Here is a 21,752-nt window from a genome sequence, read left to right as displayed (position 1 = left end):
CCTGAGGGCTGGGTAAATTTTATTGATTTAAATCTAGCAGTTACGAAAGCCCCGGGGCGAGTTCAGGAAAATTATCCGAATAATTTGAATGGATTCACAAGCTGTTAACTCCTGCAGCCATAAACCAGTTAGGCAATCAGGCGGAGCATCGGATGACCGAAGAACAGCTTTCTTCCAATCACCCCACACTCCCACCCACCACGGAAGAGGACCGGTTTTCCTGGCTTCGTCTGTTGCGTTCGCGCAAGGTCGGTCCGGCGACGTTTCGTCGACTGCTGCGGGAACATGGCTCGGCGCAGAACGCGTTGGCCGCGCTGCCTGAAATGGCACGCGCTGCCGGAATTGAAGGGTATGAAATTTGCCCGCCCGGCGTGATTGAGGCGGAACTCAAGGCTGCAAAATCTGCCAATGCGCGGCTTTTGTGCCTTGGGTCCGCTGATTTTCCTGACGCTTTGAATGACCTGTCTGACGCCCCGCCTTTGCTTTGGGCCATCGGTGACATCTCGGTTCTGCGCAAACCCAGCATTGCCATGGTCGGGGCGCGCAATTGCTCATCACTGGGTGCACGCATGGCACGTGGGCTGGCTACCGATTTGGGCAAACAAGGGTATGTCGTTGTGTCCGGCCTTGCCCGCGGCATCGACACATCGGCGCATATGGCTGCGCTGGGTACCGGCACAGTGGCCGTCATGGCCGGAGGCGTTGACGTTATCTACCCGGCCGAGAACACTGATCTGGCGTGCGACATCATAAAATCGGGCCTGCGCCTTTCGGAACAGCCCATGGGAGTGACCCCGCAGGCGCGTCACTTTCCGCGCCGCAACCGGATCATCTCGGGCCTCGCGCAGGCAGTGGTGGTGGTGGAAGCCGCTGCCAAATCCGGCAGCCTGATCACTGCGCGCGATGCACTGGATCAAGGGCGTGAGGTTTTGGCCGTTCCCGGCCACCCGTTCGATGCTCGCGCGGCAGGCTGCAATCTGTTGATCCGTGACGGTGCCATTTTGGTGCGATCCGCAGAAGACGTGATCGAAGCACTGCCACAGCCGCAAGCAGATCTGTGCGAAGCCTCCTTTCCCGGCGTTGCACCAGAACCTTCACCATCTTGCGCACACCTACATCGCGAAATTCTAGCTCGGCTTGGTCCTTCTCCTATAGCTGAAGATCAACTGATCCGCGACATTGCCGCCACGGCTGGCGAGATTGGTCCAGCACTGGTTGATCTGGAACTGGACGGGCGCATACAACGCCAGCCTGGCGGGTTACTTTCGCTGACAGCGTGACAAAGATTTCGCGGCACGCGCATAAATTTTCTTCGCCTACCACACTGAATTCACCGCCAATTTCGCCTTTTTAAAGGAACGCATTGACAATTCGCTCTTGCCCTACACATTTTGCACAATCATAGAAGGCGCCCAATTTGTCGAGCGAGGTTTTTCCCTAAATGCCTGTAGTTGTTGTAGAATCCCCTGCCAAGGCCAAGACAATCAATAAATACCTTGGCGCCGACTACACGGTTCTGGCGTCATACGGCCATGTCCGCGATCTGCCCCCCAAGGACGGATCCGTCGACCCCGAGCATGAATTCGAGATGAAATGGGAGGTTGGTAATGACAGCCGCAAGCATGTCAAAGCCATCGCCGACGCTCTGAAAGAAGACAACGCCCTGATCCTCGCTACTGACCCCGATCGCGAGGGCGAGGCGATCAGCTGGCATCTGCAAGAGGCGCTGACTAAGCGCCGCTCGATCAAGAAGGACACGCCTGTCAGCCGCGTGACCTTCAACGCCATTACCAAAGATGCTGTGACCGAGGCGATGCAGAACCCGCGTCAGGTAGACATGCCACTGGTCGAGGCCTATCTGGCCCGCCGCGCGCTGGATTATCTGGTGGGATTCAACCTGTCGCCTGTTCTGTGGCGCAAACTGCCAGGCGCAAAGTCAGCCGGGCGCGTGCAATCGGTCTGCCTGCGCCTGATCGTTGAACGCGAAATGGAGATTGAGGCATTCAAGCCGGTCGAATACTGGTCGGTCCGTGCGTTGTTCGAAACCCCGCGCGGTCAGACCTATGAGGCGCGACTGGTAACTCTGGCAGGCAAAAAGCTGGATAAGCATGATCTGTCCAATGTCACGCAAGCCGAACTGGCGGTGCAGGCCATCACCAGCCGCGCGCTGAGTGTCACCTCGGTCGAGGCGAAGCCTGCTGCGCGCAACCCCAGCGCACCGTTCATGACCTCAACCCTGCAGCAGGAAGCCAGCCGCAAATTCGGCATGGGCGCGCGCCATGCGATGCAGGTGGCGCAGCGGCTATATGAGGCTGGGTACATTACCTATATGCGGACCGACGGCATTGATATGGCGCCCGAGGCTGTGGCCGCTACGCGCGATGCAATCGCGGATCGCTATGGCGCTGAATACGTGCCGGACAGCCCGCGTATTTACAAGAACAAGGCCAAGAACGCACAGGAAGCACACGAATGTATCCGCCCCACGGACATGTCGCGCGATGCCAAGGCGCTGAAGGTGACGGACGAGGATCAGCGCAAGCTGTACGATCTGATCTGGAAACGCACTATCGCCTGCCAGATGGCCGCCGCGCGGCTGGAGCGGACGACGGTCGAGATTGGCAGCGATGATGGCCAGGTTGGTCTGCGCGCTACAGGTCAGGTGGTACTGTTTGATGGCTTCATGCGCGTTTATGAAGAAGGCCGTGATGATGTGGCCGATGATGACGAAAAGCGCCTGCCTCAGATCATGCAGGGCGATCCGGCGCGTTTTGCCAAGACCTCGCTGCGTGAGCAATTTGTCAAAGCAACCGGCGAGTCGGACAAGGCCGCGGTCCTGTCCGACAACGAATCTGTTCTTGCCTTGCAGCACCACACCCAACCGCCCCCGCGTTATACCGAGGCCACTTTGGTCAAGCGGATGGAGGAATTGGGGATCGGTCGCCCGTCGACCTACGCATCTATCGTGACGACGATTCAAGACCGGGAATATGTGCGCAAGGACAAGAACCGGCTGATCCCCGAGGAAAAAGGTCGGATCGTCACCATCTTTCTGCTGAATTTCTTCCGCCAATATGTGGGCTATGAGTTCACCGCCAATCTGGAAGAAGAACTGGATAACGTCAGCGCTGGTGACCGCGACTATAAGGACTTGCTGGGCAAGTTCTGGCGTGATTTCTCGGCGGCGATTGGCGAGACATCTGAACTGCGTATCTCCGAGGTTCTGGACAAGCTGGACGAGGCACTGGCACCCCAGCTTTATCCTCCGCGCGAAGATGGCTCAGACCCGCGTATCTGCCCCAAATGCGGAACGGGTCAGCTGCACCTAAAAACCTCTCGCACCGGGGGGTTCGTGGGGTGCGGCAACTATCCTGAATGCACCTATACCCGTCCCATCGCCGGCGAAGGGGCCGAGGGCGACGAACGCCTGCTGGGCGAAGATGCGGGTGATGAGATCTGGCTGAAATCCGGTCGCTTCGGTCCTTATGTCCAGCGCGGAGAGCCAACGCCTGAGAACAAGAAGCCCCCCCGTGCCTCTCTGCCCCGTGGCTGGAGCAAGGACGACATGGACCTGGACAAGGCCCTGACATTGCTGTCCCTGCCGCGTCAGATCGGAGAGCATCCCGAAGGCGGCATGATCAGCACTAATTTCGGGCGGTTCGGGCCGTATATCATGCATCAGTTGCCTGAAGAGGCAAAGCCGGTTTATGCCAACCTCAAAGATCCGAATGACGTTTTCGAGATCGGCATGAACCGCGCGGTCGAAATGCTGGCGGAAAAACGCGCCAATCCGGGGCGGCGTGGTCGGGCCGCAGCCAAAGCGCTGAAGGAACTGGGCGAGCATCCCGATGGCGGTGCCATGCAGGTTCTGGACGGGCGTTATGGGCCCTATGTGAAATGGGAAAAAGTCAATGCGACTATTCCCAAAGATATCAAACCCGAGGACGTGACGCAGGAAATGGCCATCGAACTGGTCAATGAACGCGCCGCCAAGAAGGGTACGAAAAAGAAGGCAGCACCCAAGAAGAAAGCTACTGCCAAGAAGGTCACTAAAAAAGCTGCTGGCTAACCCATGAGCCGACGGGAAATCATACTGCGAAACGCACTCTCGTCAGCACTTCTTGACCTCGGGTATAACGTTTTCCTCCCGGTGTTTGATGAGGGTGTTGACCTTATTGTGCATCGGGAAAGTGATGGGGATATCAAAATAGTCCAACAAAAAAGCCGCTGGACCATCGATAGGAAATACATAGGAAGAAATATCTGGCTCGCCTTTCCCGATGAATGCACGTGGTACCTTGCCCCGCATGACGACATGTTGGACTGGCCCGAGGTTCAGGGGTTCCTGCGAACAAGCAGTTGGCAGGACAAGGGCATTTACCACTCCGCACGTCCGTCAAAGGTCCTGAAAGCTAAGCTGGAACCCTATTCACTGAGTAACCCGGCATCATCGCATCGGGCCACTTAGGTAGAAATACCAACACCTCCTTGGATTCGTTGACTTCCCCGTGACGTGGCGGCACAACCTGCCCATCACCATGTCATTGGGGGAGTTTTCCATGAAGAAAATCTATGCCAATGCCACCGAAGCGCTTGATGGGGTGCTGACGGATGGCATGCTTATTGCCGCGGGCGGTTTCGGCCTGTGCGGCATTCCTGAACTGCTGTTGGATGCGATCAAGGAGTCGGGTGCTCAGGACTTGACCTTTGCTTCGAACAACGCTGGCGTTGATGATTTCGGTATCGGCATCCTGTTGCAAACCAAGCAGGTCAAAAAGATGATCAGCTCATACGTTGGAGAAAACGCAGAGTTCATGCGCCAATACCTGAGCGGAGAGCTTGAGCTGGAATTCAACCCGCAGGGCACTTTGGCCGAGCGCATGCGCGCCGGTGGGGCGGGTATTCCCGGCTTCTACACCAAAACCGGCGTAGGCACCGTGATCGCTGAAGGCAAAGAGCACAAGGATTTCAACGGCGAGACCTATATCATGGAAGAAGGCATTTTTGCCGACCTCGCCATCGTGAAAGCGTGGAAAGCCGACGATACCGGCAACCTGATCTTCCGCAAGACCGCCCGCAACTTCAACGTGCCTGCCGCGACCTGCGGTAAGATTTGTGTGGCCGAGGTTGAAGAGATCGTCCCGCGCGGCTCGCTCGACCCGGACGCGATCCATCTGCCGGGAATCTACGTGAATCGCATCATTCAGGGCGATCACGAAAAGCGCATCGAACAGCGCACCACCCGCAAGAAGGAGGACGCATAATGCCCTGGGACCGCAATCAGATGGCCGCGCGCGCGGCAGAAGAGCTGGAAGACGGCATGTATGTGAACCTCGGCATCGGTATTCCGACGCTGGTGGCGAACTATGTGGGCGACAAGGATATCACTCTGCAATCCGAAAACGGTATGCTGGGCATGGGTCCCTTCCCGTTTGAAGGCGAGGAAGACGCTGACCTGATCAACGCAGGCAAGCAGACGATCACCGAACTGTCCCGAACCTCATACTTCGATAGCGCAACCTCGTTCGCCATGATCCGAGGCGGTAAGATTGCCGCTGCGATTCTGGGCGCAATGGAAGTGGACGAGAAAGGCGATCTGGCCAACTGGATGATTCCCGGCAAGCTGGTCAAAGGCATGGGCGGCGCAATGGATCTGGTTGCAGGCGTGGGTCGCGTGATCGTGGTGATGGATCACACCAACAAGCACGGCGACAGCAAAGTGCTGACGGAATGCACTTTGCCTCTGACCGGCAAGGGCGTTGTTGATCGCATCATCACCAACCTTGGTGTGTTGGACGTGGTCGAAGGCGGCCTGAAGATCGTCGAACTGGCCGACGGCGTCAGCGAGGACGAGATGCGGGCTGCAACTCAGGCCAAGATCGTCAACTGATCTGAAGCTGAGAGATAGAAAAGGCCCGCCGGATCTGGCGGGCCTTTTTCAATTCAGGGTCTGGAACACACACCCGTCCGAAATCAACTCGGGCGGCGTTGAGCACAAGGCTTTGGCAATCTGAAAGGCCGCAAGAACTTTGGGCACATAGTCCCGCGTTTCCGCATATGGTGGCACGCCTTCGTGTTTACGCACCGCCCCCTCACCCGCATTATACCCGGCCAATACCAGAATCGGATCATTGCCGAACTCTTCCATAAGCCAGTTCAGATATTTCACCCCGCCAGAGATGTTCTGAGAGGGTTGGAAACTGTCCTTAACGCCAAAACGACGGGCTGTGGCGGGCATCAATTGCATCAACCCTTGCGCTCCGGCCGAACTGACCGCATCGGCGCGACCAGCAGATTCAACCGAAATCACCGCCAGCACCAGCGCGGGTGAAACATTTGTGCCCACAGTCGATCGAAGAATCTCGATCCCCTGCTTTTGCGCAATGTTCTGGAGCGTCTGCAATCGCGGCGATGCTACATTGGTCACGGCCAATGCGTTCAAAGCGGAGCGCAACCGACCTGCGCCACCATCGGCCAGCGCTGGCGACACCTTGTCCCAAAAGGCCTTGTAAGATCCAACCGGTTTTTTCTGTGGCCCCGAACCGGGAACGCCCGGTGGTGCAACTCTGGTGCGTGCGACGATTTCGGGGATGACGATTTCGGCTCCGGTACTGGGTGCAAAAGGTGCCGCCGCGTGTTCTTCGGGTGAAATCTGGACTGTAACTTTCGGCCTCGATCCCGGCTTGGGGGGTTTCACTCTTTTATATACACCCCTGGGCTCAACCTCATTCGCGACGGCAGGCAATGCCCCTGACATCGACAACGCGACCATAGCTGCGCAGGTCATCGCGACCCGGAATTTCATTTTGCCTGCCTCATGCTTTTTCTTTTGTACGATTTGAAACGTAAAAACTCTCACAAAGCCAGAAAAACACGACTAATTGGGGCAATTTCGCCTCATTTGGCGCAATATTACACCGACAACAGTAGGAGACTTCATCCCTCAAATATTTTTATTTTTATGTTTTCAATGCCTTAGATGAATTCTTAGTAAAAAGTTAAGCGAAAACGGAAAAAAACTGTGTTTGGCCCAAATCCTGCCACGCCTGACGGGCAATCATAGTGCCATACCGAGACGGTCGGGAGCGAACTGAGAGAGAAAGCTCTGTAGCACGCCGAGGTTTAATTAACATTTGATCCTTTAGGAGGGACGAAACATGATCAAGTTCATCAAGAACTTCCGTAAAGACGAAGACGGCGCCGTAACAGTTGACTGGGTTGTTCTGACCGCAGCTATCGTTGGCCTGGCCGCAGTTGCTTATACTTCGATCGGCAACGGCACCAGCGCGGTCTCGACCGCAGTAGGCTCCTCGCTGACAACTGCAGCAGGCACCGTTGCAACCCCTAGTGTGAACCCCACTACTGGCGGTACTACTGGCGGTACTACTGGCGGTACTACCGATACTACTACGCAATAATAGCCACAGCGCTAACTCCACAAGACTACAATGGGGCCTCGCTATTTTTAGCGTGGCCTTATTTTCGTTCTATTTTATACTTACCGTCAGCTTGTCGGGTAGAAATACGCCATTGGTTAGCTTGAGAACTAAATGCATCAATTGAATCTTTGGCCTTGCTTTCCAAGCCAACTATTATCGGCACTAGGTGAATATCCGTATTGTTCGTCGACGTTAGGGGATTTGTCTACGTAGACTGACTGGGGGTTAAACGATGCGCCAGTTCCACGAAGTAACCCGCCAAATCAACTTCTGATGAACAAACCACACAATCGCTCGGAGCTCTTGATAGCTCATAAAGTCAAATATTGTCCCCTTTTTCGACACAATCTACGATTACTTAGAAGCGAACTTCATCGCGGTGACACGATGAAACAACGAAATATAATATGAGGGGACGCGAATGCGTGCAGTATTTGGACTTGTCCTGATAGTTGGGGTGGCTTTGGCCGGTGGCGCCGTCTACTTGGCGCGCGACTACATCTCTCAGCACCAGGACCAACTCGCCCGAGAGCGCCAGGCAACACAAGATGCGTTGGCCAATGTCAAAACGATTCCTACCGTCGAAGTGATTGTTTCCAATCGGACGTTAAAATACGGAGAACCTCTGACCCCTGAAGACGTACGGATAGTGAATTGGCCCGAAGGTGCAATTCCCGACGGCACGTTTGTTGGCATGGCGGATTTGTTTCCCGAAGACGCCAAAGGGAACCGATTCGTCCTGAGAACCATGGAAAAGGACGAGGCTATTTTAACAGTGAAAGTCACCAACCCCGGAGAGCCGGCAGGTCTGATTTCACGAATCAAAAAGGGCCAGCGCGCCTTTGCTTTCAGGGTTGATGTTGCGTCGGGCGTTTCCGGCTTTCTGCGTCCGGGTGACCTTGTGGACGTCTATTGGACAGGATCGGTCAGCGGTAATTACGAAGGCGGCGGCGGAGAAATCACACGCCTCATTCAAACCAATGTTGAACTTGTCGCGATCGACCAGTCGGCTGGATCTGATTTGACCGAAGCGACAATCGCACGAACCGTAACAGTTGCTGCGACCCCGGAGCAAGTCGCTGCTTTAGCGCAGGCTCAGAACACAGGACGTATGTCGCTGGCCTTGGTTGGAGCACAGGGCGATACCGTGACCAGCGCGATTGAAGTTAACCAGCAAAAACTGCTTGGCCTGAAAAAGCCGACGCCTGCCCCGGCCGCCGTCCAAAAGAAAGTCTGCACCGTTAACACGCGGCGCGGAGGGGAAATCGTTAAAACCGAGATTCCCTGCACAAACTGACGCCAAATCAGCGTCTTACCCAAACAAGCCGTGCCCAGTGCGCGGCTTGTTTCATTTTGCATGTTGCGCAATCCCCACATAAGGAAACTTCCGGAAACCATTGATTATTGCAATAAATTCGCAATTCGCGCAGGGTTATTTGGCATAAAGCATTGAAGCTAAAACGAGGCGTGATCGGAGAGGCAGGTCACATGACAATACGTTCTTGGATCAGCGCAACCCTGCTAGGGTTGGCGCTTGTAGTTAGTCCGCTCGGCCAAACGGCCTGGGCGGAAACTTTGCGCGTGGTGAAGAATGGCACAGCGGAAACGCTGGACGTTCCCATGAACCGCGCGATTGTAGTTGAAAGCGAAGAGCCATTTGCAGAACTCAGTATCGCAAACGCAGGCATCGCTGACATTTCGTCACTTTCGGACCGCACGATTTATGTGCTGGGTAAAGCACCGGGCACGACCACGCTGACGTTGTTTGACGGCGCTGGCAACTTGCTGGCCAACGTTCGCGTTCGCGTATCACCGGATGTTTCCGAATTCAAAGAGCGTTTGCGGCAGATTCTGCCGACAGAGCCGATTGAAGTACGTACCGCCAATGACGGCATCGTGCTTTCGGGTACTGTCTCAAGCAGCGCAAGACTAGCCCGGGCTCTGGAACTGGCCGAACGTTACGCGCCCGAGCGGGTTTCGAACCTGATGTCGGTTGGCGGTGTACAGCAAGTGATGCTGAAAGTCCGCTTTGCCGAAATGAACCGGTCGGTTGCCAAAAGCCTGACCGCTTCGCTGGGCTTTGGCGGCAGTGACGTTACCGGCGGCTTCAACACGCTGAACACTGCTGGCGCGCTCGCTAACGCTTTGAATAATAACATTCCATTGCAGCAAACAAATACAGGTGCAATCCTGTTTGGGTTTGGTGCCGGCTCAACTCAGGTTCGCCTGCTGCTTGAAGCACTGGAAGCCAAAGGTCTTGCGCGCAGCCTTGCAGAACCCAACCTGTCCGCACTATCTGGCCAGGAAGCGGAATTCCTTGCAGGTGGCCAAGTTCCAATCCCGATTCCTGCAGATGATGGCAACATCGCCATCGAATACCGGAATTTCGGTGTTCAGGTTCTGTTTACTCCACGTGTGGTGGACGGAGATCTCATCAATCTCGAGCTGGGAACATCAGTCTCTGCCATTGACCCTAACTCTAACTTCACAATCGCAGGTAACAACGTGCCGACCTTTATCGCTCGGCAGACCAAAACGACAGTTGAACTGCGCGATGGAGAGAGCTTTGCAATCGCAGGCCTGATTCAGGACGACTTTGCTGATCTGAACAGCCAAATCCCTTGGATTGGGGATGTCCCGGTACTAGGCGCATTGTTCCGCAGCGCGGAATATCAGCGCCAGCAAAGCGAACTGGTTATCATCGTCACTGCGCATCTCGTATCGCCATCTCGCGGCGAAGCGCTTGCGTTGCCAACCGACCGAGTCAAACCGCCTAGCGAATTTGACCTGTTCGTAAACGGAAGAACTGCACGCACTGTGCGCGCGGGGTCCGGCGGAGCATCCGAAGTGGCCAAACAGGACTTTGGTAGCTCATACGGTTACGTTCTGGATTGATAGGAGGATTGGACCAATGCAGAAGTGGATCATAACACTGGGTCTTTCGCTCACTGTCGCCGCGTGTGCGCGAGAGGCCGGCTATGAAGTCGACCAAGGAGCGTTCGGGAATGCTACCCTAAACAACACTCAGGTCATGAATGGCGAACTGACTTATGCTCAGATTCTGGGTCAGCGTTTCGCGGCCGAAGTTCCGACGCAGATCAACTTTGCTTTCGATAGTGCAAAGTTGGATGCGGCGGCACAGCGGATTTTGTTGCGGCAAGCCGATTGGATCAAACAGTTCCCAGAGGCGCGCTTCCGTGTATACGGACATACTGACGCCGTTGGATCTTCGGGTTATAACCAAAGCTTGGGTCAACGGCGCGCCAACGCGGCTGTAAATTTCCTCACGCAGCAGGGAATTTCCAGATCCAGACTTGAGGCTGTCGTATCCTTCGGCAAATCACGCCCACTGATCGACACCCCTGACAGAGACCGACGCAACCGTCGGACAGTGACTGAAGTTTCAGGCTTTGTGGATCGTGCACCGCAATTGCTGGACGGCAAGTATGCGGAAGTGATCTATCGCGAATATGTTGCGAGCGCGACGCGCGAGAGCTACATCCAAAGCGAAGACACTACTACTGGTCAAAGTCAATAATCCCTAGGAAATGGGCGGCATCGTCGCCCATTTCCCTACAATTGGTTCTTTTGCGCCCTAATGTTGCCTAAGTTCCAAGCCAATTTTTCTACAATTAGATGACCTACGGCCCAAATCGGCCGCAAACGGGGCAATAGCGAATCAGATTGAGTCATTAGACTCATTCGGTTTGCCAGCTGTCACGACAAGGATTGTGTTAATGACGAGCACTACGCCACAAAACGAAAATGCCATCCTGGCCTGCACTGTAAGCCGCGATGTCCAGAATTTCGATCTTCTGATCGAAGACATGGAAGCGGTCCTGGGAGAGAACTGGGGCGATCTTGGGTTTGCCGAGGCTTTGACGTTTTTCAGCCAACCCGATGCAGATTCTCTGGAATTTGTCGCATTAGCAATTGATGGCGAAGATGAAGACGACCTGTCGCTGATGGGTGAGATCATCACCCGCGCAAAGGAAAAGAACATTAAAGTTGTTCTGATTGCCGAAGATGTCACTCCGGCCTCCTTGCATCAGCTACTGCGCAAAGGTGCGGATGAGTTTGTCCCCTACCCTCTGCCCGAAGGTGAACTTCAGGAAGCCATCAATCGGATGAAGCAGCCTGCCCCGATTGCAGTACAACAGGCCGTTGCTCCGCTGGCGCCAGGTGAAGCCAAAGAAGGGGCCTTGTTTGTTGTGCACGGATTGGCTGGCGGTGTCGGTTCGACCACATTAGCGGTGAATCTGGCTTGGGAACTGGCAACCGTTTCCGACAAAGATGCACCGTCCGTCTGTCTGCTGGACCTGGATCTGCAATTTGGCACAGTCTCGACCTATCTGGACCTGCCACGCCGGGAAACCGTATTTGAAATGCTGTCGGATACCTCCTCTATGGATGACGACGTATTCTCGCAAGCGCTACAAAGCTACGAAGACAAGCTGCAAGTTTTGACAGCACCCTCCGATATGGTGCCGTTGGACCTGATCACCCCCGAAGATATTGACCGCGTTATAGAAACAGCACGGCGACACTTTGACTATGTCATTGTAGATATGCCATCGACGCTGGTTCAGTGGTCAGAAACTGTTCTTCAGACGGCCCATATTTATTTTGCCATTATTGAGCTGGATATGCGTTCGGCCCAAAATGCACTGCGCTTGAAGCGGGCTTTGCAGGCCGAGGAGCTGCCGTTCAACAAGTTGCGCTTTGCCCTGAACCGGGCACCGAAATTCACTGATCTGAATGGTAAGAGCCGAGTCAAACGAATGGGCGAAAGCTTAGGAATTTCCATTGATCTTCAGTTGCCCGACGGAGGTAAACCCGTCATGCAAAGCGGCGATCACGGGCAGCCCCTGGCCAATGCAGCCAGCAAAAACCCGCTGCGCCGGGAAATCGCAAAACTTGCGAAGTCCCTTCACAGCCTAGGCAACAGCGACGCTGAAGCCGCCTAATGGGAACCTAAGGGAGAGAACCGCCGTGTTTTCCAGATACAAAAAACAACCCGCAGCACAGCCGGTTCAAGCCCCGGCTGCAAATCCGGCCCCTGTTGCCGAAAAGGCGCCTGCGGCCACAGCGGTTGCTCGGCGCCCATTGCAAAAAAAGGCGGCTGAGCCAGTCGGCTCTGATCGTGATCGCAAGCGTAAAGAGCGCCTGGGCGAAATCAAAATCGAACTGCACCGAGAGTTGCTGGAAAACCTGAACCTAGCAGCGCTTGAAAATGCGGGTGAGGCAGAACTGCGCGCAGAGATCAGCGCAATCGCTACTGAGGTACTGGAAGCCCGAAATATCGTTTTGAACCGCGAGGACCGCTCGCAGCTGAACAAAGAACTTTACGATGAAGTCACCGGCCTGGGTCCACTTGAAACCCTGCTGCGGGATGATTCAGTCAACGATATTCTGGTCAATGGTCCGCAACAGATCTTCGTGGAACGTGACGGTAAGCTAGAAATCAGCGATATTACCTTCAAAGACGAAAAGCACCTGATGCGGATCATCGACAAGATCGTGTCCGCTGTGGGGCGTCGTGTCGACGAATCCAATCCCTATGTTGACGCCCGTCTTGCCGATGGTTCGCGTTTCAATGCCATGGTTCCACCGATTGCAGTAGATGGCTCGCTGGTTTCCATTCGTAAGTTTAAGAAAGACAAGCTTGGCATCGACGATCTGGTCAATTTCGGTGCCTTTACCGAAGAAATGGCCGCTTTTCTTCAGGCCGCTGTGTCCACTCGTCTGAATATCATCGTTTCGGGCGGTACGGGTTCGGGTAAAACAACCACGTTGAACGCGCTGTCCAGCTTCATCGACGATGCAGAACGCATCCTGACGATTGAGGATACAGCGGAACTTCAGTTGCAACAGACACATGTGGGCCGGATGGAAAGCCGCCCGCCCAACGTTGAAGGCAAGGGTGAGGTCAGCCCGCGCGACTGTCTGAAAAACGCCCTGCGTATGCGACCCGACCGCATCATCGTGGGTGAGACACGTGGCGCCGAGGTGATCGACATGCTGCAGGCCATGAACACAGGGCACGACGGGTCGATGACCACGATTCACGCAAACTCGGCCCGCGACGGGATTTCGCGTCTGGAAAACATGATCGCCATGGCCGGGATCGAGATGCCGATCAAAGCGGTTCGTAGCCAAATCTCGAGCGCTGTAAACCTGATCGTACAAGCCAGCCGCTTGCAGGATGGTTCGCGTAGAATGACTTCTATTACCGAGATTACCGGCATGGAAGGTGACGTAATTTCGATGCAAGAAATTTTTAAATTTCAACGCGTTGGCTTGACACCAGAAAACAAAATCATCGGTCATTTCACCGCAACCGGCGTGCGCAGTCACTTTTCCGAGCGTTTCCGCCTGTGGGGCTTTGACCTGCCCGCTTCGATCTATGAACCAACGGCTATGTAGGAGATCTGAATATGCAACTGCCTGTTGAGGCGATCATATATGTCGTGATCTTCGCCGCGGTATTCGCTTTGGTCGAAGGTATCTATCTGGTGGCCTTTGGCAAATCCATCAGCCTGAACAATCGTGTGAACCGGCGTCTCGATATGCTGGACAAGGGCGCCGGTCGGGAACAAGTTCTGGAACAGCTGCGCAAAGAGATGCAGCAGCACATGAAATCTCAGAGCATTCCGCTCTATTCATTACTGGCCGACAAGGCGCAAAAGGCGGCCATCGCCTTCTCTCCTCGGCAACTGATTCTGGTCATGGCCTTGTTGTCTTGCTTTGCCTTTGTCGGGTTGAGCGTCGGCACCGCCACGGAAATAGTGCTGCGCGTGGCACTATCTGTTTTGATCGGTGTTGGCGGCGTTTACACTTGGGTGAACCGCAAGGCCAGTAAACGTATGAGCATGATGGAAGAGCAGCTTCCCGATGCGGTTGAGCTAATGGTCCGCTCTTTGCGTGTGGGTAACCCGTTCGTGTCTTCTGTTCAGATTGTCGCCAGTGAAGTGCAGGATCCGCTTGGCACCGAATTCGGGATCATTGCGGACGAATGCGCCTATGGTCGTGATGTGGGCGAAGCGCTGACAGATCTGGCGCAAAGGCTGGATATGCAGGACCTTCGCTTTTTGGCTGTTGCTGTGGGAATCCAACAGCAATCAGGCGGTAACCTTGCCGAAATTCTGGCTGGCCTGGCAAAAGTCATCCGGGCTCGTTTCCGCCTGTTCCGCCGTGTCAAAGCAATTACTGCCGAAGCGCAGTGGTCCGGCAAGTTTCTGTCCGGCTTCCCGCTGTTTTGTCTGGTTTTCATTCTGGTGACAGATCCCGGATACTATGACGACGTGCTTGATCATCCATTGTTTATCCCGGCCTGTTTCTTTGTTGGCATCATGCTGACACTGAACCTGATCGTGATGCGCGTTCTTACCAACATCAAGGTCTGAGGTTACAAAATGGAATTTCTGAACCCAATCAACGACCTGATCAAACAGCATCTAGGCGAGTTCGGTCCGCTAATCGTCCTCGGTATTCTTGGACTGTTCCTGATCCTGATTGCCATCTCCTTGATGCTAAATCAGCCGGAGGATCCGCTAAAAAAGTTGCAGAGGTCGAACTCGGCTCCCAAAGCTGACAAAAAGATCAAAAAAGACAAGCTGCGCACCGCAGGCAGAAACGAACAGCTCGAGAAATTCGCAACCTTCCTTGAACCCAAGAACGAGGAAGAATTGTCGGCGATCCAGCTCAAGCTGCGGCAGGCCGGCTATCATTCGAAAGATGCTGTGCGATTCTTTCACTTTGCGCAGTTTGCACTTGGCATCGTTGGCATCCTAATCGGCGTCATGCTGGTAACGGTTCTATCAGGCGGTCAGGAGTTCACGTCATCACAGATGGCCATTCGTGTTCTGATCCCGGTGCTCGCCGGGTACTTCCTGCCACGCTACTGGATTACACGGCGCGTTGATGAACGGCACGAAGCAATCACCTCTGGATTCCCCGATACGCTCGACCTTATGCTGGTCTGTGTTGAAGCCGGTCAATCTCTGGATCAGGCGATCGTTCGTGTGGCCAAGGAAATGAGGGCTTCTTACCCCGAGATCGCGCAAGAGTTCGAAATTGTCGCCTATGAGCTGAAAGCTGGTAAGGACAGGGATACAGTTTTGCGCGATTTCGGAACGCGCTGCGGCGTACAGGACGTGAGTGCATTCGTGACTGTTATGATCCAGTCAGCCACCTTCGGCACCTCGATCGCCGAAGCGTTGCGGGTCTATGCAAGCGAAATGCGCGACAAACGCGTCATGCGCGCAGAAGAGGCTGCGAACAAGTTGCCAACCAAGATGACACTTGCCACAATGATCCTGACGGTGCCGCCTTTGCTGGTTATTCTGGTCGGGCCTTCGGCAAAAGGAATCGCAGATTTTGCAAACCAAGGCGCTGGCTGACACGCTTAAACAATCCAGGCAACGGCGCATCCCATTCCGGATGCGCCTCTCTCTAAAGGCCGCCATAGTTATTGCTATGGTGGCTTCATGCACTGAAACAGGCTCCTCGGGCGATCTGGATCCGCCCGGGATTGATCCAAATGGCGAAAGCGTAGACGAAATCACCGTCGGAAACCGCCTTATGTCATCTGGTGAGTATGATCTGGCGCTGGACGCATTCGCGCGCGCGGCGTTGGATCAGGGGATGACAACACAAATTCTGACATCCATGGGCACGGCAAATTTGGGGCTTGGGCGTTTAGGGCAGGCCGAAACACTGCTACGCCGAGCGGTTCAGGACAACCCTGACTGGCCCGTCCCCTGGAACAACCTTGGTGTCGTGCTGGTCGAACAGGGCGAGTATCCCGAAGCGGCGCAAGTTTTCAAACGCGCCTATGCGCTGGACAATGGCGAAAGTGACGCAATCCGGGACAATCTGCGCTTAGCTCTCGCAAAAATGGAAAATCCTGTTAATACTACGGCAGAAGAACAAGAATTTACGCTGGAGCAGCAAGGCGACGGTCAATTCAAGCTGCGCAAGCTCCCGTAACACAGGCAAGAGCAGTAAGGGACGCAAAAATGCGCCAACATTTCTTGATTGCGCCATTGGTCATGTGCGGGCTGGTATTATCGGCCTGCGAAAAAGAAACCGAAGAAGAAAAGGTCGAACGCACCTATCAGGAGGTCAATGTCATTGACGAGACCAACCTGAACGAGGTGTTGTTGACCGCTGCTGACCCAAATGAAGCGGTCACCTATTTTCAAGGCGCAGCCGCCAAGAATCCCGGACGCATAGATTTGCAGCGTGGGTTGGCGATTTCACTGACCCGGGCCAAACGCACGACAGAAGCCGTCACCGCCTGGAAGAAGGTGACAACGATGAAGGGGGCTTCGAATATCGACAAGGTCGAATATGCCGATGCCCTCGTACGTGCAGGAAACTGGGGACAAGCCCGTTCCGTATTGAATTCCATTCCGCCGACGTATGAAAATTTCAAACGCTATCGCCTTGAAGCCGTGGTTGCCGACTCCACGAAGGATTGGAAGCGGGCTGATCATTTCTATGAAACGGCGGTTGGGCTGACGACGCGTCCGGGCGGCGTTATGAACAATTGGGGTTATTCCAAACTGACCCGCGGCCAGTACTCTGAGGCTGAACGCCTGTTCACTGAAGCGATCCGCCAAGACCAGACTCTCTTCACCGCCAAAAACAATCTGGTTCTGGCCCGTGCAGCTCAGGGGAATTACAGCATGCCAGTTGTGCCCATGTCGCAGATTGAACGCGCTATGTTGTTGAACACAATGGGAATATCCGCTGTTAAACAAGGTAATGTCACGACAGCAAAGAACCTGTTCCGCGAAGCCATCGCCACTCATCCACAGCACTATGACGAGGCTGTCCGTTCTCTTCGCGCTCTTGATGGTGCCTGATTGATGGACATTCCCGCGCAAGCCGCGCTTTGGTTCATACCGTTTGTCTTGCCTATCTGCTTTTACGTCGCGTTCACAGACCTGCGCGACATGCTGATCAAGAACCACGCGGTTGTTGCCCTGACGTTTGTTTTTCTCTTGGTCGGCCTATTCGTATTGCCCCCGTGGTCGACTGACTGGACGGCTGCGAACATCGGACCATTGTCGCTCTCGTTGCCACCCTATGTCTGGCACGTATTTCATATCGTGGTCATTCTGATCTTTGGTATCCTGCTTAACGCGGCTGGCGTAATGGGTGCCGGAGACGCCAAGTTTTTGGCGGCTGCCTCTCCCTTCATCTGGACGGGTGATGTAAGGCTGATCATGTTCATTCTGGCGGCCACCACGCTTGCAGCTTATGTCACGCATCGGTTGGTCAAAAGAACTCCTTTACGCAACATTGCACCGGACTGGGAAAGTTGGAGCAAAACCAAGCACTTCCCGATGGGATTCCCGCTGGGCGGAACCTTGGCCATCTATCTGATCTTAGGCACTGTTTACGGTTCGTAAACTATCACTAACCCGCCTTGTCCCCGCCTTGGTACTGCCACAAAGCATCGCCAAATTTTCGTGAGTGCCCCCTTGGGGCTTTTGGCGTGAATACTGGATAAACGGGCGACGCTCATGAATATGCAGACCACCTCGGTTATGGCCCCCCCTGCCCCCAAGGGTTTGGGTGAAATGAAACTGCCCATCGTCATGATGCGCGACATCATGCTAAAAACGATCTTTCGCAAAAATGTGGATACCGTTTCCGAGATCGCCCAAGCGATTTGCCTGCCAGGTTCCGTTACACAGGAACTGATCGACATGGCCCGCGAGCAAAAGTTGCTTGAAGCCACAGGCACGTTGAATGCCAACAGCGGCAACGAGATGGGTTATCAGCTGACCGATGCCGGCAAGGCTCGCGCGCTGGACGCGCTGAGCCAGTCGGAATATTTCGGGGCCATGCCCGTGCCGTTGGATGTTTACCGCGAACAGGTAAAACGTCAGTCGATCCGCAACATTCAGGTGACCCGCGATCAGCTGGTTGGCGCAATGGGACATCTGGTTCTGCCTGACAGTCTTCTGGATCATCTAGGCCCCGCTGTCAGCGCGGGTCGTTCGATCCTGATGTATGGCCCTCCGGGCAACGGTAAATCCTCGATCTCGAACGGGATCAGGGATGCTTTGGGTGACAATGTCTATGTGCCCTTTGCCATCGAGTACGCGGGTCAGGTGATCACAGTCTACGATCCGATCGTACACACCGCGATCGAGCAGGAACCTGATGATCCCAACAGCCTGCGCCGCCGTAAACGGTTCGATTCGCGCTATGTTCAATGCGAACGCCCGACTGTTGTAACAGGCGGTGAACTGTCGCTTAGCATGCTGGATCTGGTCTATAACCCCACTGCGCGGACCTATCAGGCGCCATTGCAGTTGAAATCGACTGGCGGCATCTTCATCGTGGACGACCTTGGCCGTCAGCAGGAACCGCCGCAGGCCCTGATCAACCGCTGGATTGTTCCACTGGAAGAAAGCAAGGATATCCTTGGCCTGCAATCGGGGGAAAAGTTCGAAGTCCCCTTCGACACGCTGGTCATCTTCTCGACCAACTTCCACCCGAATGAAATCTTTGACCAAGCAGCCCTGCGCCGGATCTTCTTCAAGATCAAGATCGACGGGCCGAACCAAGAGAATTTCCTGAAAATCTTTGCCATGGTCGCCCGCAAACGCGGCATGCCTCTGGACGAAGAAGCACTGGTGCATCTGTTGAAGGTCAAATACCCCACCATCAACAACATCTACGCGAACTATCAGCCCATCTTCCTGATCGACCAGATGATCTCGATCTGCGAATTCGAGGGTATTCCCTACCAGATGAGCCCGGATTTGATCGACCGCGCGTGGTCCAACATGTTCGTTAAGGACGAGAAAATCGTCAAATAACGCCGTGCCAATTTCCTGACGGGACGGGTAACCTGCGTTCATGACGCAGATTCCCGCTCGGATCACAGATTGGTTTGCCGCCAAGGGTTGGTCCGTCCACCCACATCAGCAGGACATGTTCGACCGGGCCGAAGGCCCGGCCACGTTGCTGATTGCCCCTACCGGCGGCGGTAAGACCATGGCCGGGTTCCTACCTACCTTGGCGGAATTGGCCCAACGGAATCACGCGGGCTTGCACACGATCTATGTCTCGCCTCTCAAGGCGCTGGCCGCCGATATCCGCCGTAACCTGCGCGCCCCCGCAGATGAGATCGGTCTACCGATTCGGATCGAGGACCGCACCGGCGATACCTCGGCCACACAGAAGAAACGTCAACGGGTGGACCCTCCGCACATTCTGCTGACCACACCTGAAAGCTTGGCCCTGCTGACCTCGTATGAGGACGCTCGACGGATGTTTGCAGGCGTGCAGCGGGTTATCGTCGACGAAATCCACGCCTTGGCGGAAAGCAAACGCGGGGATCAGTTGATGTTGGCTCTGGCGCGGCTGCAGTCCATTTGCCCAGATCTGCGCCGGGTCGGTCTTTCGGCCACCGTCGAAGACCCAAAGGCAATCGCACGCTTTCTGGCCTGTCATCCAGACACCTGCGAAATCGTGCTGGCCGATCCCGGCCCAGACCCCGACATCCGGATGCTGGAGACGGAGGAAATGCCTCCTTGGTCTGGCGGCGGTGCAGCTTATGCGATCCCAGCGGTTATGGAGCAGATCAAACAGCACAAGACCACGCTGATCTTTCACAACACCCGTGCGCAGGCCGAGATTTTCTTTCACAACCTCTGGCTTGCCAATGAAGACGGCCTGCCGATCGGCATCCACCACGGCAGTCTGGACAGGCAGCAGCGTGAACGGGTCGAAGCAGCAATGGTGCGAGGAGAACTGCGCGCGATCGTCTGCACCGGTAGTTTGGATCTGGGCATCGACTGGGGCGATGTCGATTTAGTTATCCAGATTGGCGCACCTAAAAACGTCAAACGGCTGGTGCAGCGCATCGGGCGGGCCAATCACCGCTACAACGCGCCCTCCAAAGCCCTGCTGGTGCCTGCGAACAGGTTTGAGGTGGTAGAGTGTGTCGCGGCGCTTGAGGCCACCAAGGCGCACGATTTGGATGGTGAGCCACGCGGTACCGGTCCACGCGATGTCCTTTGCCAACACATCCTGATCGCCGCGGCGGCAGGGCCGTTCGATGCGGAGACGCAATTCGCAGAAATGACTACGGCCGGTCCCTATTCCCAACTAACCCGTGCCGAATTCGACGCCTGTTTAGAGTTCTGCGCAACGGGTGGTTATGCCCTGCGTGCCTATGACCGTTGGCAACGTCTGCAAAAGCGTCCTGATGGCCGGTGGCAGCTACGCGACCCGCGCGCGGGGCAGCGTATCCGCATGAACCTCGGTACCATTCAGGACACTGACACACTGAAGGTGCGCTTGAAACGCAATCGTGGTGGCAAACCGCTGGGCGAGGTCGAGGAGGCCTTTGCCGCATCGCTTACCAAAGGTGACACGTTTCTGATCGGCGGTCAGATCGTGCGCTATGAGGGGCTACGCGAAATGGTGGTCGAGGTTAGTCGCCGCGCTGATCGAAAACCCAAGGTGGCTGTATTCTCAGGTACAAAATTCGCTACATCGACGCAGTTGAGCGATCGCATCCTGAGAATGTTCGCCCAATCCGATTGGCCACAACTACCGGCGCACACAGCCGACTGGCTGGCCCTCCAGCGCGACATATCCCGCCTGCCCCAACGCGACCGCCTACTGATCGAAAGCTTTCCCAACGACGGGCGCGAGAATCTGTGCGTCTATGGCTTTGCCGGTCGAAACGCGCAACAGACACTAGGCTTGCTCCTGACCAAACGAATGGAGGAAACCGGGCTGGCACCGCTGGGATTTGTGGCGACCGATTATGCAACGCTGATCTGGGGGTTGGACGCGGTGACGGATCCGCGCCCCCTGTTTCAACTGGATGCCCTGCGCGACGGGCTTGCGACTTGGCTGGCAGGAAATGCAGTAATGAAGCGAACCTTTCGCGCCTCGGCCACGATTGCAGGGCTGATCGAACGCAACACCGGAGGGCAGCGCAAAAGTGGACGTCAGGCTACGTTTTCTTCGGATATCCTTTACGACACGTTGCTGAAATACGACCCCGATCACCTGTTGATGCAGATCACCCGCGAAGAAGCCATGCGCGGGCTGGTGGATTTTGGTCGGATCGAGGCCATGATAGCCCGCATCGGTGATCGGATTGACCTGTTGCGTTTGGACCGGGTTTCCCCCCTCGCTGCGCCGCTATTTCTCGAGGTTGGCAAAGTCCCGGTCAAAGGCGTGGCCGAAGAACGCCTTCTGGCCGAAGAAAGCGCCCGACTGTTGCAGGCCGCAGGGCTGGAACCCGGTTGATGCCGCTTGCGTCACCCA

18 protein-coding genes are annotated in these 21,752 nt (G+C 55.3%); 17 read left to right on the top strand and 1 reads right to left on the bottom strand.

Annotation, left to right across the window (positions count from 1 at the left end; all coding sequences use genetic code 11):
- Window positions 1-152 precede the first annotated feature (152 nt).
- The 4 genes from dprA to ACR0D7_RS08695 all read left to right on the top strand — a co-directional run bounded on the left by dprA (window position 153) and on the right by ACR0D7_RS08695 (window position 5,890).
- On the top strand, window positions 153-1,280 hold the full coding sequence (gene dprA / locus ACR0D7_RS08710) for a DNA-processing protein DprA (RefSeq protein ID WP_480678681.1): 1,128 nt from the start codon (window positions 153-155) through the stop codon (window positions 1,278-1,280).
- A gap of 161 nt (window positions 1,281-1,441) precedes the next feature.
- Window positions 1,442-4,069, top strand: a complete 2,628-nt coding sequence (topA, locus tag ACR0D7_RS08705) for a type I DNA topoisomerase (protein WP_480678680.1) — start codon at window positions 1,442-1,444, stop codon at window positions 4,067-4,069.
- A gap of 490 nt (window positions 4,070-4,559) precedes the next feature.
- Window positions 4,560-5,264, top strand: a complete 705-nt coding sequence (locus ACR0D7_RS08700) for a CoA transferase subunit A (RefSeq protein WP_480678679.1) — start codon at window positions 4,560-4,562, stop codon at window positions 5,262-5,264.
- Complete coding sequence (locus ACR0D7_RS08695; RefSeq protein ID WP_480678678.1) at window positions 5,264-5,890, top strand: 3-oxoacid CoA-transferase subunit B; 627 nt, start codon at window positions 5,264-5,266, stop codon at window positions 5,888-5,890. The genes ACR0D7_RS08700 and ACR0D7_RS08695 overlap by 1 nt, the downstream gene beginning before the upstream one ends.
- 48 nt (window positions 5,891-5,938) lie before the next feature.
- Here the strand turns inward: ACR0D7_RS08695 and ACR0D7_RS08690 are convergent, their stop codons facing one another.
- Complete coding sequence (locus tag ACR0D7_RS08690) at window positions 5,939-6,805, bottom strand: lytic transglycosylase domain-containing protein (protein ID WP_480678677.1); 867 nt, start codon at window positions 6,803-6,805, stop codon at window positions 5,939-5,941.
- A 352-nt stretch (window positions 6,806-7,157) separates the two neighbouring features.
- Here ACR0D7_RS08690 and ACR0D7_RS08685 point away from each other — a divergent pair, with 352 nt between their 5' ends.
- The 13 genes from ACR0D7_RS08685 to ACR0D7_RS08625 all read left to right on the top strand — a co-directional run bounded on the left by ACR0D7_RS08685 (window position 7,158) and on the right by ACR0D7_RS08625 (window position 21,734).
- Window positions 7,158-7,418, top strand: coding sequence for a Flp family type IVb pilin (locus ACR0D7_RS08685; protein ID WP_480678676.1), 261 nt, complete (start codon window positions 7,158-7,160; stop codon window positions 7,416-7,418).
- Between the two features lie 442 nt (window positions 7,419-7,860).
- Window positions 7,861-8,736 (top strand): Flp pilus assembly protein CpaB, encoded by an 876-nt coding sequence (gene cpaB, locus ACR0D7_RS08680; RefSeq protein WP_480678675.1) that lies wholly within the window; start codon window positions 7,861-7,863, stop codon window positions 8,734-8,736.
- A 191-nt stretch (window positions 8,737-8,927) separates the two neighbouring features.
- Complete coding sequence (locus tag ACR0D7_RS08675) at window positions 8,928-10,334, top strand: type II and III secretion system protein family protein (RefSeq protein ID WP_480678674.1); 1,407 nt, start codon at window positions 8,928-8,930, stop codon at window positions 10,332-10,334.
- A gap of 16 nt (window positions 10,335-10,350) precedes the next feature.
- Entirely contained in the window at window positions 10,351-10,977 is a 627-nt protein-coding gene (locus ACR0D7_RS08670) for an OmpA family protein (RefSeq protein WP_480678673.1), read from the top strand.
- A 199-nt stretch (window positions 10,978-11,176) separates the two neighbouring features.
- Window positions 11,177-12,406 carry a CpaE/TadZ family protein gene (locus ACR0D7_RS08665; RefSeq protein ID WP_480678672.1) on the top strand — a complete coding sequence of 410 codons (1,230 nt, stop codon included), beginning with the start codon at window positions 11,177-11,179 and terminating at the stop codon, window positions 12,404-12,406.
- A 25-nt stretch (window positions 12,407-12,431) separates the two neighbouring features.
- On the top strand, window positions 12,432-13,865 hold the full coding sequence (locus tag ACR0D7_RS08660) for a TadA family conjugal transfer-associated ATPase (protein ID WP_480678671.1): 1,434 nt from the start codon (window positions 12,432-12,434) through the stop codon (window positions 13,863-13,865).
- Between the two features lie 11 nt (window positions 13,866-13,876).
- Window positions 13,877-14,845 carry a type II secretion system F family protein gene (locus ACR0D7_RS08655; RefSeq protein ID WP_480678670.1) on the top strand — a complete coding sequence of 323 codons (969 nt, stop codon included), beginning with the start codon at window positions 13,877-13,879 and terminating at the stop codon, window positions 14,843-14,845.
- Window positions 14,846-14,854: 9 nt separating this feature from the next.
- Window positions 14,855-15,841 (top strand): type II secretion system F family protein, encoded by a 987-nt coding sequence (locus ACR0D7_RS08650; protein ID WP_480678669.1) that lies wholly within the window; start codon window positions 14,855-14,857, stop codon window positions 15,839-15,841.
- A gap of 40 nt (window positions 15,842-15,881) precedes the next feature.
- Window positions 15,882-16,430: a tetratricopeptide repeat protein gene (locus tag ACR0D7_RS08645; RefSeq protein ID WP_480678668.1), complete on the top strand. Its 549-nt coding sequence runs from the start codon at window positions 15,882-15,884 to the stop codon at window positions 16,428-16,430.
- A gap of 29 nt (window positions 16,431-16,459) precedes the next feature.
- Window positions 16,460-17,311, top strand: a complete 852-nt coding sequence (locus tag ACR0D7_RS08640; protein ID WP_480678667.1) for a tetratricopeptide repeat protein — start codon at window positions 16,460-16,462, stop codon at window positions 17,309-17,311.
- A 3-nt stretch (window positions 17,312-17,314) separates the two neighbouring features.
- Window positions 17,315-17,860 (top strand): prepilin peptidase, encoded by a 546-nt coding sequence (locus ACR0D7_RS08635; RefSeq protein ID WP_480678666.1) that lies wholly within the window; start codon window positions 17,315-17,317, stop codon window positions 17,858-17,860.
- 114 nt (window positions 17,861-17,974) lie between these two features.
- Window positions 17,975-19,282 (top strand): P-loop NTPase family protein, encoded by a 1,308-nt coding sequence (locus ACR0D7_RS08630; RefSeq protein WP_170385025.1) that lies wholly within the window; start codon window positions 17,975-17,977, stop codon window positions 19,280-19,282.
- A gap of 40 nt (window positions 19,283-19,322) precedes the next feature.
- On the top strand, window positions 19,323-21,734 hold the full coding sequence (locus ACR0D7_RS08625) for a ligase-associated DNA damage response DEXH box helicase (protein WP_480678665.1): 2,412 nt from the start codon (window positions 19,323-19,325) through the stop codon (window positions 21,732-21,734).
- Window positions 21,735-21,752 lie beyond the last annotated feature (18 nt).

Source organism: Ruegeria sp. BB7 (assembly GCF_056539365.1).
This window is presented reverse-complemented; position numbering and strand designations above follow the sequence as displayed.